This window comes from Promicromonospora sp. NPDC057488 (genome assembly GCF_042802395.1).
In the GTDB taxonomy this organism is placed as follows: Bacteria; Actinomycetota; Actinomycetes; order Actinomycetales; family Cellulomonadaceae; genus Promicromonospora.
Map to the genome: position 1 here is coordinate 1 of NZ_JBHVEG010000159.1, position 14,773 is coordinate 14,773.

Annotated in this window: 11 protein-coding genes; 6 read left to right on the top strand and 5 right to left on the bottom strand. The window is 74.7% G+C overall.

Annotation, left to right across the window (positions count from 1 at the left end; all coding sequences use genetic code 11):
- Nucleotides 1-191 precede the first annotated feature (191 nt).
- The gene (gene rox, locus ACFU5G_RS23900) at nucleotides 192-1,664 is read left to right on the top strand and encodes a rifampin monooxygenase (RefSeq protein ID WP_377250401.1); all 1,473 of its coding nucleotides are present in this window, start codon (nucleotides 192-194) and stop codon (nucleotides 1,662-1,664) included.
- Nucleotides 1,665-1,809: 145 nt separating this feature from the next.
- A complete protein-coding gene (locus ACFU5G_RS23905) occupies nucleotides 1,810-3,456 on the top strand; it encodes an ATPase (protein ID WP_377250403.1) in 1,647 nt (548 codons plus the stop codon).
- Nucleotides 3,457-3,486: 30 nt separating this feature from the next.
- On the opposite strand, the gene ACFU5G_RS23910 is transcribed toward ACFU5G_RS23905, so the two are convergent.
- The 4 genes from ACFU5G_RS23910 to ACFU5G_RS23925 form a co-directional block, all read right to left on the bottom strand.
- The gene (locus ACFU5G_RS23910) at nucleotides 3,487-4,083 is read right to left on the bottom strand and encodes a TetR family transcriptional regulator (protein WP_377250406.1); all 597 of its coding nucleotides are present in this window, start codon (nucleotides 4,081-4,083) and stop codon (nucleotides 3,487-3,489) included.
- A gap of 10 nt (nucleotides 4,084-4,093) precedes the next feature.
- Nucleotides 4,094-5,053 (bottom strand): SDR family oxidoreductase, encoded by a 960-nt coding sequence (locus ACFU5G_RS23915; protein ID WP_377250409.1) that lies wholly within the window; start codon nucleotides 5,051-5,053, stop codon nucleotides 4,094-4,096.
- Entirely contained in the window at nucleotides 5,050-5,958 is a 909-nt protein-coding gene (locus tag ACFU5G_RS23920) for an oxidoreductase (RefSeq protein ID WP_377250412.1), read from the bottom strand. Before ACFU5G_RS23920 ends, ACFU5G_RS23915 begins: the two co-directional genes overlap by 4 nt.
- A 173-nt stretch (nucleotides 5,959-6,131) precedes the next feature.
- Complete coding sequence (locus ACFU5G_RS23925; RefSeq protein ID WP_377250414.1) at nucleotides 6,132-7,193, bottom strand: LLM class flavin-dependent oxidoreductase; 1,062 nt, start codon at nucleotides 7,191-7,193, stop codon at nucleotides 6,132-6,134.
- A gap of 126 nt (nucleotides 7,194-7,319) precedes the next feature.
- Between ACFU5G_RS23925 and ACFU5G_RS23930 the strand changes: the two genes are divergently transcribed.
- Together ACFU5G_RS23930 and ACFU5G_RS23935 are read left to right on the top strand one after the other, a co-directional pair.
- Nucleotides 7,320-7,799 carry a GNAT family N-acetyltransferase gene (locus tag ACFU5G_RS23930; RefSeq protein ID WP_026366204.1) on the top strand — a complete coding sequence of 160 codons (480 nt, stop codon included), beginning with the start codon at nucleotides 7,320-7,322 and terminating at the stop codon, nucleotides 7,797-7,799.
- A 147-nt stretch (nucleotides 7,800-7,946) separates the two neighbouring features.
- Complete coding sequence (locus ACFU5G_RS23935; protein ID WP_377250416.1) at nucleotides 7,947-8,768, top strand: metal-dependent hydrolase; 822 nt, start codon at nucleotides 7,947-7,949, stop codon at nucleotides 8,766-8,768.
- A 98-nt stretch (nucleotides 8,769-8,866) separates the two neighbouring features.
- On the opposite strand, the gene ACFU5G_RS23940 is transcribed toward ACFU5G_RS23935, so the two are convergent.
- Entirely contained in the window at nucleotides 8,867-10,621 is a 1,755-nt protein-coding gene (locus ACFU5G_RS23940; RefSeq protein ID WP_377250418.1) for an ATPase, read from the bottom strand.
- 283 nt (nucleotides 10,622-10,904) lie between these two features.
- Between ACFU5G_RS23940 and ACFU5G_RS23945 the strand changes: the two genes are divergently transcribed.
- Nucleotides 10,905-12,122 carry a hypothetical protein gene (locus tag ACFU5G_RS23945; RefSeq protein ID WP_377250421.1) on the top strand — a complete coding sequence of 406 codons (1,218 nt, stop codon included), beginning with the start codon at nucleotides 10,905-10,907 and terminating at the stop codon, nucleotides 12,120-12,122.
- A gap of 140 nt (nucleotides 12,123-12,262) precedes the next feature.
- Entirely contained in the window at nucleotides 12,263-14,617 is a 2,355-nt protein-coding gene (locus ACFU5G_RS23950) for a serine/threonine-protein kinase (RefSeq protein WP_377250423.1), read from the top strand.
- Nucleotides 14,618-14,773 lie beyond the last annotated feature (156 nt).

The window sequence follows — 14,773 nt, forward strand, 5'->3', positions numbered from 1 at the left end:
TTTTACCGATCACTTGCTGGTGACCATTCCCGCACCGGCTCCAGGAGTGCCGCGGTGAGCTCGGTGCCGGGGGCCACGCTCCTGCCACTTTCAACATATAGCGACCAGGGGGCCTTGCGGCAAGACCCTGGTGCTGTCGCAGAATCGTGGGCCGTCACGGCTTTTCGCGCCTGACGGAACGGGGGTCCGACATGACTGACGTGATCGTGGCCGGGGGCGGGCCGACCGGCGTGCTACTGGCCTGCGAGCTGCGGCTGCAGGGCGTGTCCGTGGTCGTCCTGGAGAAGGACGCCGAGCCCACCCGGGTGGTGCGCGGGCTGGGCCTGCACGCGCGCACCCTGGAGATCCTGGACCAGCGCGGCCTGCTGGACCGGTTCCTGCCGCTGGGCAAGCGCTACCCCCTCGGCTCCTTCGCGGGCATCACCAAGCCGGCGCCCACCGGCCTGGACACCACGCACCCGTACGTCCTGGGCGTGCCGCAGCCGGTCACCGAGCGCCTGCTGCGCGAGCGGGCCGCCGAGCTCGGCGTCGAGGTCCGGTACGGCCACGAGGTGGCCGGGCTGAGCCAGGACGACGACGGCGTCCGCGTCGAGCTGGCCGACGGCACGCACCTGGCCGCCCGCTACCTCGTGGGGTGCGACGGCGGCCGCAGCACCGTGCGCCGGGCGCTCGGCATCGGGTTCCCCGGCGAGCCCAGCCGGCAGGAGACGCTCCTCGGCGAGGTGCGGCTGACGGCGCCACCCGGGACGATCGAGGCCGTCGTCGCCGAGGTGCGGCAGACCCACAAGAACTTCGGCGCCATCCCGCTCGGCGACGACCTGTACCGGGTCGGCGCCCCGGCCGACGGCGTGGCCGAGGACCGCACCGTCGCGCCGACCCTGGACGAGCTGCGGGAGCAGGTGCGCGCGGTGGCCGGGACCGACCTCGGCATGCACTCGCCGCGCTGGCTGTCCCGGTTCGGCGACGCCACCCGGCTGGCCGAGCGGTACCGGGAGGGCCGGGTGCTGCTGGCCGGCGACGCCGCGCACGTGCACCCGCCCTACGGCGGCCAGGGGCTGAACCTCGGGGTGCAGGACGCCTTCAACCTCGGCTGGAAGCTGGCCTGCGAGGTGCACGGCTGGGCACCCGCGGGGCTGCTGGACAGCTACGCGGCCGAGCGTCGTCCGGTGGCCGCCGACGTGCTGGACAACACGCGCGCACAGACCGTGCTGCTCTCCCCCGAGCCGGGCCCGCAGGCGGTGCGCCGCCTGCTGTCGGAGCTGATGGACCTCGACGACGTGCGCCGGCTCCTGGTCGAGAAGGTCACGGCGACGGGGATCCGGTACGACGTCGGGGGCGGTACCGGGGACGACGTCGTAGCAACCAGGAACGACCTGCTCGGGCGACGGATGCCCGACGTCGCACTGCCGGACGGCCGCCTCTACGAGCGGATGCACGACGGCCGTGGGCTGCTCCTGGACCGCACCGGCCGGCTCTCGGTCGACGGGTGGGCCGACCGGATCGACCGGGTTGTCGACGTCGTCCCGCCCGACGGGGGCGGCGCGACCGCGCCGCCCTCGGTGCTGCTGCGGCCGGACGGGCACGTGGTCTGGGCGGGCGCGGACCAGGCGGACCTGCTCGGCCCGCTGGGCCGATGGTTCGGCGCCCGTTCCACGGCGGTCTGAGCCCGACCGGACACCGCCTTAGCAGGTCGCCCGATGAACCGCCTGGTGAGGCCGAAACACACCGGGTGAAGAGCCCCGGTACCCTGTCCGCGTTCATGACCCTCGCCACGACACAGTCCGGCGACCGGAGAAGGGGGACGCCCGAGTGAGCGTCGAAACCGCTGGGTGGCCGCGCGCCGTAGTGGTCGTGCGCGACGACGGAACGGGGCAGGTGGCCATCAACGGCCAGACCGTGCCCGTCTACCGCAGCAGCCTGGGCGAGACCCGCAGCGAGGTGATGCGCCTGGTCATGGAGTACTCGGCGAGCATCGGGCTGGCCGTCGAGGTCCAGGCGCTGGGGCCCGAGGGACCCAGCGCGCTGACCGTCCACCCCGACGGCCGGGTGGTGCACGACGACGGCGTGGGCGCCATCCAGGCGGCGCAGGCGGCGCAGGCGGCCCAGGCGGCACAGGCGGCACAGGCGGCACAGGTTGCCGCGCAGGCCGCGCTCGCGCAGCCCGCGCCCGTGCAGACCGTTCCCGCCCCCGCTCCCGCTCCCGAGCAGGTAGCGGCCGCCACCCTGCAGGCAGCGCCCGCTCCCGCCCAGCCGGACGTGCAGGCGGACGCCCAGGCGGCCCCTGCCCTGACCGCCCCGGCACCCACCGGCCCCGCCGCGCCGGCCGCCCCCACCGCACCTGCCCAGACGCCTGTCGCCCCCGCCGACCCCGGCCTGGTGCCGCACGGCACGCCGCCGCAGGACACGCAGGCGCCGCCCATCACGCTGCTCGGGCCGCAGGGCGACCTGGACCCCGACGGCACGGCGCCCGGCGCCACGATCGCCCCGCCGTCCACCCCCTCCGCCTCGTCCGGCGGCTCCGACGTCGGACGACGGGACAGCCGCCGGTCGTCGTTCCTCGTCCAGGACCGCCTCGACGAGCCGGCCACGCAGGGCGTGCGCGGCGTGCTGGCCCGGGTGGGCCTCCGCGTGCCGCCCAGCGAGTCGGAGCGCGCGGAGCGTGCCGACGAGCAGGCGGTGAGCCAGCACTGGCAGGGCCCCCGCACCATCTCGATCGTGAACGGCAAGGGCGGCGCGGGCAAGACGCCGTCGACGGTGCTGCTCGCGGCGGTCTTCGCGCAGTTCGGCGGCTCCGGCGTCGTGACCTGGGACAACAACCAGACCCGCGGGACCCTGGGCTGGCGCACCGAGCAGGACCAGCACGAGGCGACCCTGCTCGACCTGATCCCCCGCACCGAGCACTTCCTGGGCCCGACGGCGCAGCTCGGCGACCTGGCCGGGTTCGTGCACCACCAGTCGCGCGACCGGTTCGACGTGCTGCGGTCCAAGCCGATGGCGCTGGCGCACGAGCAGCGCATCTCGTCCGAGGACGTCGACGCCATCCACGCGGTGCTCGCCAAGTTCTACCGGATGATCTTCATCGACTCCGGCAACGACGAGTCCGACCCGATGTGGCTGCGCATGATCGACCACACCGACCAGCTCGTGGTGGCCACCAGCACCCGCGACGACCACGCCGAGGCCGGCGCGCTGCTCCTGGAGGCGCTGGCCAACCGCGGGCAGCACATGGCGGAGCTGGCCCGGAAGGCCGTCGTCGTGGTGAGCCAGTCCGACCCGAAGGCGACGCCGGCCGACATGCGCCGGGTCGCCCAGGGCTACCGCGCGCTGGCACGCGAGGTGGTCACCGTCCCGTTCGACCCGGCCATGGTGGACGGGCAGCTCGTCTACCGCGCCCTGCGCCCCCAGACCCGCCGGGCCTGGCTGGCCGCGGGCGCGGCGGTCTCGCGCGGGTTCTGACCCGGGAGACCCAGGAGGCCGACGACGCCGTCAGGCGGCCGGGGCGACGATCCGCGTGACCACGCGGTGCACGTCGGCCCGGCCGCCGGCGGCGGCCGCCGTGTCCTCCGGGACGGCGAGCATGCCGCCGACGGTCAGCACGGAACCGTGCACCGCGGCGAGCACCTGCCCCAGCAGCCGCTCGGCGGGCACGGTGGCGTCGATGCGCTCCGGGTGCCGGGCCTGCGCCTCGCGCAGCGCCTCGACCTTGGCCGCGCTGGAGGTCGCCGAGCGCTCCAGGGTGCCGAGCATGCCCGGCCGCTCCAGCGTGTGCCAGAGCAGCAGCCGGATCAGCTCGGGGTGACCCACGGTGAAGTCGAACAGGCGCACCGCGTAGCCGGGCAGGTCGTCGGCGTCGAAGGGCACGGCGTCGAGCAGGTCGAGGATCCGGGCGCTGACCACCTGGTCGAACAGCGCCTCCTTGCCGCCGAAATACGCGTAGATGCGCTGCTTGTTCGCCGCCGCGTGCTCGGCGATCCGGTCCACGCGCGCGCCGGCCAGCCCGTACCGCGCGAACTCGTCGGCGGCGGCCTCCAGGATGCGGGTCGGCGTCGCGGCGCGTCCGACGTCGGCAGCGGGGGTGGGCATGTCGCTCAGCCTAGCTCCGGGCCGCCGGCAGGGCGGTGGACGTGACCTCCTCGGCGACGGCCCACAGCCGGGCCGCCGTCGCGGCGTCGCGCATGCGCCGGTTGAGCAGGGCGCGCCGCGGCGGCCCGGCCAGGCCCGACATCGGCCCGTAGTAGGCGCCCTGGGCGACGTCCCGCCGGGTGGCGGCCACGAGCAGCGAGCCGACGCCGTTCTCCGGGGCCGCCATCGGCAGCAGCCCGCTCCCCCAGCGCACCGGCTGCTCGCGCCCCATGCTCGGCCCGGTGACCTGGAGGTTCGTGCGGGTCAGGCCGGGGTGGGCCGCCGTGCTGACCAGCGCCCAGCCGCGGCGTCCGGCGGTGTGGGCGAGGTGCCGCGCGAGGTGCAGGTCGGCCAGCTTCGACTGCGCGTAGGCGGGCAGCGCCCGGTACTCGCGGCGCTCCCAGTCCAGGTCGTCGAAGGCGATGCGGCCCTGGTTCGCGGCGTACGAGCACATCGTGGCCACGCGCGGGTCCGGGGCCGCCAGGAGCAGCGGCAGCAGCAGGTTGGTCAGCGCGAACGGGCCCAGGAAGTTGGTGCCCCACTGCAGCTCGTGACCGTCGGCCGTCTCGTAGCGTTCCGGCGGGATCGAGATGCCGGCGTTGTTCATGAGGACGTCGACGCGGTCCAGGTCGCGCGCGAGCCCGTCGGCGAACGCCCGGACCGACGCGAGGTCGGCGAGGTCCAGGACCCGCACCTCCGCCTGGGCGTCCGGCCGGGTCGCGAGCACCTCGGTGAGCGCCTCGGCCCCCTTCTCCGGGTTCCGGACGGCGAGGACCACGCGCGCCCCGGCGGCCGCGAGCCGCTTGGCGGCCTCGCGTCCCGTGCCGCTGTTGGCCCCCGTGACCACGACCGTGCGCCCGGTCTGGTCCGGCACGTGCGGCCGGGCGGGCAGGTCCGTCGTCGCCGCCGCGCCGCTCGTCGGGCCGCTCATCCGACCGGGACGGCGGTCGAGGTGATCTCCTCGGCGACGGACCACAGCCGGGCCGCCGTGGCGTCGTCCCGCATGCGCCGGTTCAGGCGCGCCGGGCGGGGGTCCCCGGTCAGCCCGAACCGGGGCCCGTAGTAGGCGCCGGAGGGGGCGGCCGGGTCGGCGGCGGCCAGCAGTACCGAGCCGGCGCCCTCGGGCGCCTCCATCGAGGGCAGGATGCTCCCGGGCGACCAGCGCACCGGCTGCTCCTTGCCCATGCTCGGGCCCGTGACCTGGAGGTTGGTCCGTGTGAAGCCGGGGTGCGCGGCCGTGCTCACCAGCGCCCAGCCGCGGCGCCCGGCCAGGTGCGCGAGGTGCCGCGCGAGGTACAGGTCGGCGAGCTTGGACTGCCCGTAGGCGGCCCACGTGCGGTACGGACGGCGCTCCCAGTCGAGGTCCGTGAAGTCGATGCGCGCCGCGTTGGCCACGCCGGAGGTCATGGTGGCCACGCGCGGCGCGGGCGCCGCCAGGAGCAGCGGCAGCAGCAGGTTGGTCAGCGCGAACGGGCCCAGGAAGTTGGTGCCCCACTGCAGCTCGTGACCGTCGGCGGTCCGGTAGCGCTGCGGCGTCGCCATCACGCCCGCGTTGTTCACCAGGGTGTCGAGCCGGCCGAGGTCGCGCCCGAGCCCGTCCGCGAACGTCCGGACGGACGTGAGGTCGGCGAGGTCCAGGATCCGCACCTCCGCCTGCGCGTCGGGCCGGGTGGCGAGCACCTCGGCGAGCGCGTCGGCCCCTTTGTCGGGGTTACGGACGGCGAGGACCACGCGGGCGCCGGCGGCGGCCAGGCGCTTTGCGGCCTCCCGGCCGGTGCCGCTGTTGGCGCCGGTGACGACGACGGTGCGGCCGGTCTGGTCGGGCACGGTGTACATGGGGCTCCTCGGGGGCGGTTCCGGCTGGGCCAACCAACCAGTTGGTTGACTGGTTCCACTATGCACCCGCTCCCCCGGCGGGACAAGCCCTGGGAACGACAAGGGGTGCCGGATCCGCGGATCCGGCACCCCGTGCGGCGGTCGCTCAGGCGCTCAGGGCGCCCGGCGAGCCGTCAGGCGCGCAGCGCGCCCGCCACCAGCTCCAGCGTCTGCGCCCGGCCGGACGTCGCGTCCAGCGGCTCGTCGTCGCGCGACCCGGCGACCGGGACGAGCATGACCTCCTCGACGCCGTGCCGCTCGGCCAGGCCGCGCACCTCGGCCGCCACGTGCTCGGCGTCGCCGATCAGCCAGCGGGCCCGCATCGCGTCGATGGACTGGGCGAGCATGCCGTCCGCGGGCTCGTCGCGCGTGGCGCGCAGCGCCTCCTCGACCGTCTCCAGCGCGCCCAGCTTCTGCCCGGACCGCAGGCGGGCCATCTGGCGCAGCTGCGGCAGGGCGCGGTCGTGCGCCTCGTCCGACGTCGGCGCGGCCACCGCGTTGACCGTGACGAACGTGCGCGGCTCCGGGTGTTCCTCCGACGGCCGGTAGCCGTCCCGGTACAGCGCGAGGATCTGGTCCATGCCCTGCCCGGAGAAGTGGTTGGCGAACACGTAGGGCAGCCCGAGCTCGGCCGCGAGCCGCGCCGAGTAGTCGCTGGAGCCCAGCAGCCACACCGTGGGCACGCTCCCGGCGGCCGGCGTCGCGCGGACGTCGTAGATGTCGCCGGAGACCAGGCGCAGGCGGGCGCCGTCGGGCTCCATCAGCGCCATGATGTCGGTGACGTGCTGCGGGAACCGGTCCACGTCCGCCGTCGGCCCCGTGGCGCGCAGCAGCGAGGTGACCACGGGGTCGCTGCCGGGGGCGCGGCCGATGCCGAGGTCGATGCGGCCGGGAGCCACGGCCTCCAGCGCCGCGAACTGCTCCGCGACCACGAGCGGGGCGTGGTTCGGCAGCATCACGCCGCCCGATCCCACCCGGATGCGGGAGGTCCGCGCGGCGGCCGCGGCGATCATGACCGGCGGCGACGACGCCGCCACCGCCGCCATGTTGTGGTGCTCCGCGAACCAGTAGCGCTCGTAGCCGAGCCGGTCGGCGAGCGCCGCCAGGTCGAGCGAGGCCGACAGGGCCTGGGCGCTGGTCTGGCCCGAGCGGACGGGCACGAGGTCGAGGACGGAGAGGCGCGGCGTGGTGTTCATCGCCTGCGTCAACCGTCGCGAGGAGCGGCGTGTTCCGGGCCGAGTCGTCCTTTACCAGTTCTGTACCTTTTTCGGTATCGCGGAACATCATGGCGTCCACCCGGGTCGGCCTGACATGATCGCGTCGTGTCTGTTGATGTGCGCCCCGCGACCGACGAGGACGTCGACGCCGTGGTCGACCTGTTCCGGCAATACCTGTGGTTCTACGGGCAGGAGGTGCCCGACGCCGAGGCGCGGGCCTATCTGACCGCCCGGCGCGACGCGGGCGACAGCGTGCTGCTCGTCGCGGAGGTGGCCGCGGAGGGCGCGGACCCCGCGGAGGACGCCCGGATCGTGGGGTTCGCCCAGAGCTACCCCACGTGGTCGTCGGTGAGCCTGAGCCGGTCGTGGGTGCTGAACGACCTGTTCGTCTCCCCCGCCGCGCGCGGGACGGGCGGGGCGCGCGCCCTGGTGCAGGAGACGTGCCGCCTGGCCAAGGAGGCCGGGGCCATCCGGGTCTCGCTCGCCACCGCGTGGGACAACCTCGCCGCGCAGGGGCTGTACGAGTCCGAGGGCTTCGTGCGCGACCAGAACTTCCATCACTACGCGTACGTGACGGGCGCCTGACCTCGCACAGGCGCAGGACGCGCGGCGTGCTCCTCCGGCTTGGTGTCGGTAGCCCGCGCTAGGGTGTGCCCCGGCCAGGAACAGACCTGGTCAGAAGGCCAAACTGCCGATTCGGGGAGACCCCCGGGAACTGGAGCGCACACCACCATGATGGGAGGCAACCACGCCGCGACGGGAGCCGCGGCCTGGGTAGCGGTCACCGCGTCGACGCCGATCGCGTTCGGCTGGTACCCCGTGACGGACGCCGGCGTCGTCGCCGGTGCCCTCGTCTGCGCGGGAGCCGCGCTGCTGCCCGACGCCGACCATCACTCCGGCACGATCGCGAACTCGCTCAAGCCTGTCTCGAACGCCGTGGTCAAGGTCATCGAGACGGTCTCGGGCGGGCACCGCAAGGGCACGCACTCGATCCTCGGCATCGCCGTGTTCACGGCCATCGCCTGGGGGCTCAGCTTCCTGAGCATCGACACGGGCAACGAGCAGATCGGCGCCATCCTGATCGGCCCGGGCATCATGTGCGTGCTGCTGGTCGCGTTTGCGCTCAAGGCGCTGAAGATCACGCGGGACACGAAGATCCTGCCGTGGACGACGTCGATCACGCTCGCGGTGCTCATCGCGATCTTCGCGCCCGAGGAGTGGTTCTGGATGCCCTTCAGCGTGGCGCTGGGCTGCACCGTGCACATCCTGGGCGACATGATCACCACCAACGGCGTGCCGCTGCTGTGGCCGCTGAAGTTCCGCTCGCCGCGCTGGATGCGTGACGGCCGCGGCCTGGAGCTCGACATGATCTGGCGCTCCGGCGGCAACCTCTCGCTGCCGATCCTGGGCGACGCCGGGTCGGTCCGGGAGTGGATCTTCCTGATCCCCGTGTCGCTCTACGCGATCATCGGCATCGTGTGGGCCCTGCTCAACGAGATGGGCTACGACACCATGGCCGTGTGGAACCAGGTGCTCGCGCTCTTCCCGGGCTGAGCCCGCCAGAGCCTCCGCCGACGTCGACCGGCCCCCGCCCAGATCCTGGGCGGGGGCCGGTCCGTCGTTCCAGCCGTCCGGGTCGCCGGGGCGGCCGGTCAGAGACCGCCGGCCACGGCCGCGCCCGCGGCGAGCCACGCGCGCCGCGTCTCGGGGCGCAGCGCGCCGTACCGCAGGTGCCCGTCGACCATGGCGGGGTCGAACGGGATGGTCACGACCTCGCGGGCCAGGGACCGGTAGCCGTCGGCCACCTTCTCCAGCTCGCCCGAGGACTCCTTCTGGTCGGCCTGGCTGACGACGACGACGGCCTGCTGCGCCAGGTAGGCCGACCGGCCGTCGCGGGTGCCGAGCGCCTCGAGCAGCAGGGCCCCGGCCTCGGCGTGGTCGTCGCGCGTCGTGGTGGCCACAACGAGCTGGTCGGTCAGGTCGATCATCCGCTGCCACATGGGGTCGGACTCGTCGTTGCCGGAGTCGATGAGGATCATCCGGTAGTACTTGGAGAGCACGGAGTGGATCGCGTCCACGTCCTGCGGCTCGATGCGCTGCTCGTTGGCCATGGCGATCGGCTTGGACCGCAGCACGTCGAACCGGTCGCGGGTCTGGTGGTGCACGTACCGCGCCAGGTCGGCCGCCTGCGCGGACGGCCCCAGCAGGCGGTCCGTCTGCGGCAGCAGGTCCAGCAGCGTGGACTCGTGCGGGCCCTGCTCGGTACGCCAGCCCAGCGTGCCGCGCGTCTGGTTGTTGTCCCAGGTGACGACGCCCGCGCCACCGAACTGCGCGAACACCGCCGCGAGCAGCACCGTCGACGGCGTCTTGCCCGCGCCGCCCTTGCCGTTCACCATCGAGATGGTGCGCGGGCCGGGCCAGTGCTGGCTCACCGCGCGCTCGTCGGCGCGCTCGGCCCGCTCGGACTCGCTGGGGCCCACGCGGATGCCCATGCGGGTCAGCACGCCGCGGAAGCCCTGCGTCGCCGGGTCCTCGTCCTGCTGGTGTGTGAGGAACGACTGGCGCGCCTCGCGGCGGGAGCGCGGCGCGCTCGGCTCGCCGGCCGGCACGGGGGCCGACGCCGGGTCGGACAGGCCGCCGTCCGGCTCGCCGTAGTCGGCGGTGGGCACGGCGTTCACCGGGGCCGAGACGGGGCTCGCCACGCTGCCGGGGATCGCGGCCGGGATGCCGCCGTGGGCCCCGTTGGACCCGTTCGCCCCGTTGCCCGGGCCGTCCTGCGCCGCGCTCTCGCGGACCCAGTCGGCCACGCCCGCGTCGCCGTCGGCGGCCGCGTCGCCGGACGGGACCGGGATCGTGGGCAGGTCGCCCTGGGCGGGCCCGCCCAGGGCGAGGTCCGACGGCGCCTGCGCGGCGTCCGGCAGCTCGGGGGTCCGCGGGGCGCGGCGCACCGTGTCCGTGTCGATCGGGTCGGCGGGCTCGGCGTCCCCGCCCGGGGGCAGGTCCGCGACCGGGACGCCCTCGAACGCGGGGGCCGGGATGGTTCCCGGCCCCGTGGTGGGCTCCTGCGGTGCGACCGCCGGCGGTGCCGCCGCGGGCGGCGCGGCCGCCGGTGGCGCCTGCGGCGTCGGCGACGACGGCGGCGCGAGCTCGTCCTCCTCCGGCACCACGGTGCCGTCCGGGTGCACGATCAGGTTCCAGAGCCCCTCGGGGCCGGTCGCGGAGGCCCGCACCGGCCGGCCGATCTGCACGGCGTTCTCCGTGACCCGCCGCAGGACCTCCACCCGCGCCTCCTCCAGGCTGCCGGCGACGATCGGGTGGAACGTCCCGTCGATCGTCACCTCGCCTGAGCCGTCCTCCCGGACGATCGCGTCGATCCGGGGCCAGCGGGGCACGGTGTCAGAGCTCATGCGTTTCCTCCGAAGTTCCTGGGTAGGCGGACAGCGCGGCGGGTTCGCCCCCGAAGCAAGGGTCGGACATGATCGGCCGGCTGGCCACCCCAACGGGGCATTCACCCCACCTGGTAGGTTCTCGCGCAACCTGTCGAAACCAGGACAACGACCGAGGAGCCCTTGCGTGTCCGACGACCACACCCGCCGTATTCCTCCGGCGGCCGACCCGACGCAGATCCAGCGACCGTCTGCTCGTCCGGGACAGCCCGGCGCCCCGTCATCGTATGACGCGACGCAGCGGATGAGCTCCTTCGCACCGGGTGATGCTGCTGGACAGCGCGCCGCGGGAGGACAGGGCGGCTCCCCCGTCGACGAGCACACACAGATCATGCCGCCCCCGCGGCAGGACTCGGTCGTGGACGAGTCGACCCAGGTGATGCTGCCGACACGTGGTGGCTCCCCGATCGACGAGTCCACCCAGTTCCTCCCGCCGACGCGCGGCGGTTCCCCGATCGACGAGTCCACGCAGGTCATGCCGCCGCCGCGCGGCGCCTCCGGCGTCGACGAGTCGACCCAGCTCCTGCCGCCGGCGGGGGCGCAGCAGCGCGACTACCGGTCCGCGACGCCGCCGCCCGCGCGGCCGTACCGTCCCTACGAGACGGAGCAGCCGACGCAGGTGCAGTCCCCGGCGGCCTTCCCCGGCGAGGCCGGGTACGGGCAGCAGGGCTACGGCCAGCAGGGCTACGGCCAGCAGCCCGGGTACCCGGGCCAGCCGGGCTACGGGCAGGGCCAGCAGGCCGGCTACCCGGGTCAGCAGGGCCAGCCCGGTCAGCCCGGTTACGGGCAGCAGCAGGGCTACGGGCAGCAGGCCGGGTACCCGCAGCAGGGCCAGCAGACCCCGCCGAACCCGTTCGAGCAGGGGTTCGGCCCGCAGTCGGGTCAGCCGACGCCGCCGCGGCGCACCCGCGAGGACGACTCGGGCGGGGGTGGCTCGACGGCCGGCGCCGTCCTGGCGTGGATCCCGCGGATCCTGCTCGCGCTCGGCGTCTACCAGCTCGTCCGGCTGATCCCCGGGTTCGACGTCATGCCCGACGTCGCGCAGTTCCCGCTGTTCCGCGGGATCGGCGACGGCGTGCTGGGCATGCTCAACCTCAACCCCGAGTGGTCGGACCAGGCCGCCAACCTGACGATCCCGGTGCTCGGCATCGCCCTGGCCGCCCTCTTCAACATGATCCGCTCGCTGAACACGTCGCTGGCGGTCTGGCCGCACGCCCTGGTGATCGTCGCGTGGATCGTGGTCTTCGCCGTCGGCGGCATCGTGGGCTACGCCCAGGACGCGACCGAGAACGTGAAGCAGGACGTCCAGAAGTCGGTGGACGAGAGCGTCGAGGACGCCAAGCAGGACGCCAAGGACGCCGTGCAGCAGGAGATCGACAAGGGCGTCGAGGACGCCAAGCAGAACGCGACCGACAGCGTCACCGACCAGCTCGAGGATGCGCTGCCCGGCGGGAACGGGTAGGGCGCGGGCAGGTCACGGGCAGCCGGCGGCCGGTCCGGCAAGGTCACGACCTGGGTACTCCGCCCCGGTGCGGCGCGTGACGCTGATAGCGTTTCTCACGTCCAACCGGTAGTCCCGGTGCGCTGCTGAGGAGACCCTGCTTGTCCGACGAGACCACCCCCATGACGGCCGCACGCCCTGCCGGACAGCCGGTCGGGGGTGGGGACCGGACCGCCGTCGTACCGACGCCGTCCGGCCGCGCGGTCCCGCCGACGCGGGCCGTGCCGCCCACCGCGCCCACGCGGGTGGTCCTGCCCGCCGGGCCGTCGGAGGCCACGAACGTGGTGGCGCCCGCGCACGTCGCCGGGCACGGGGGCGCCGTCGGGCCCGGGGGCGCCGTCGGGCCCGGGGCGGGTACCCCGACCGGGAACGGGACCGGGGGCTACCAGGGGGTGCCCGCCGCGCCCACGGCGCCGCGGATCCCCGCGACGGGCGAGATGCTCGGCCCGTTCCAGCTCGGCGACTCGTTGGGCCACGGCGGGTTCGCCCACGTGTACCGGGCCACGGGCCAGGGCGGCGAGGTCGCGCTGAAGGTCCTGACCAACACCGAGCCCGGCTCGCTGGACCGGTTCATCGGCGAGGCCGCGCTGCTGGAGCGCCTCGCCGGGCGGGGCTTCCCGCAGCTCGTCGCGGCCGGCCTGAGCGACCCGACCCCGTGGTTCGCCATGGAGCTGGTCCCGGGTCCCACGCTGTCCCAGCGCCTGGCCGCGAACGGCCCGCTGCCCGTGCACGAGGTGCTCCGGGTGGCCGACGACGTGCTCGACGCCCTCGCGGTGCTCCAGGAGGAGCACTTCCTGCACCGGGACGTGAAGCCGGCCAACATCATCGCCGCGCCCGACCGGTTCGTGCTCATCGACCTGGGCATCGCCAAGGGCCACGGCACCACGACGTCGACGCACGCGGCGGGCACCATCTCGTACATGGCGCCCGAGCTGTTCGTGCGCAAGCCGCACGCGCGCTCCGACGTGTACAGCCTGGGCCTGCTGCTGATCTACCTCGCCACGGGCGAGCTGCCGAACGACCTCAACTTCGCGGGCCGCGACCTCACGGCCGCCGACGTCGGCCCCGTGGACCAGCGGCTGCTGCCCCTGATCCTGGCCATGACGCGGCACCGGCCCGAGGACCGCCCGCCGCTGCACAACCTGTCGCGCACCGTGGCCCAGCTCGCCTCGGACAGCGCCCGGCTCGACCCCGCGCTGCTCGCCGCGGCGGGCGCCACCACGATCGAGCGCGGCCTGGTCACCGAGGTGCTCACGGGCAGCGGCGCGCCGTCGGCCGCGGGCGCCGGGGCGCTGGCGCACAACCCCGTGCAGCCGGGCGAGCCCGTCACCAACCTGGTCTACGACCAGCAGCTCATGGGCCGCCTGCACCAGGTGCACGGCGACGGGTTCGACGGCGCGGCCGAGGCGGTCATCTCGACGTACCTGGCCGCCGTCGGGCCGCAGCGGGCCGGCGGCCGCGCGCCCGCCGAGATCAAGGACTACCTGTGGGCCGCCATGCGGTGGGCCCCGGCCTTCACTCCCGAGGGCTACCAGGACACCTACGAGGGCTGGGCCGCCTACCGGCAGCGCCACGGCCTGCCCCTGCCCGGCAGCCCGACGACGTCGGTCCCCCGCCGTCAGACGACCGGCACCGCCCAGCGGATCACGTCCGCGCAGCGCGTGGCGCCCGCCCCGCAGCAGCAGCCCACGCAGGTCGCGCCGGCGTTCCGGCCGGGTGCGGCGGCCGCCGCGGCGTCGGCGGCGTCGGCCCGGACCGCGCCGGCGCCCGCGCAGCAGCCGGGGCCGGGGCCGACGGGCACGCAGCCGAACCAGCGGCAGCCCTTCCAGCCGACGGGGACGCAGCCGACCGGGCCGGCGCAGCCGCCGGTGCCGGCCGCCGCGCCGTCGCGGCGGGACGACACCGATCCGCGGGACTCCCGGAAGCGGGACTCGGACGGCGGGGGCGGCGCGCGGGCTCTGGCGACCGTCGTCGGCTGGATCCCGCGCGTGCTGCTCGCGATCGCGCTGTACCAGCTGGTGCGCCTGATCCCGGGCTTCGACGCGATGCCCAGCGCCGCCGAGCTGCCGCTGTTCGCCGCGCTCGGCGACATCGCCGTGGCCACCATGGGCCTGGACCCGGAGTGGGCGCCGCGCATGGCGGAGCTCTCCATCCCGCTGCTCGGCATCGTCGCGTCCGCGCTGGTCAACCTGGTGCGCGCGGTGCGCTCGCGCCGCGGCGGACGCACCTGGCCGCTCTGGGTGGTCGTCGTGGTGTGGGTCATCGTCATCGCCGTGCAGGGCGTCGTCGGCTACGCCCAGCAGGTCACGCAGGACGCGCGCGACTCGTTCGATCAGCAGCGCGAGCAGATCCAGGACGACCTGGAGCAGGGCGTCCAGGACACCACCGAGGACGTGCGGGACTCGCTCTGGCAGTCGTTCGAGGACGCACTCCCCTGGAACTCCGAGGAGAACTGACGCGGGCGCCTGGGGCTGCAGTGTCAAGGACTGCGGCATCCGGGGTAGTGACTCAGCGGGCTGCGAGGTCGGCAGCCCGCTGATGCCGCGCTCGGGAGGTCGGCAGTTTGCCCCGCAGAGTCGGCAGTCTGCATCGAGGTCGGCACAGGCCTGTGC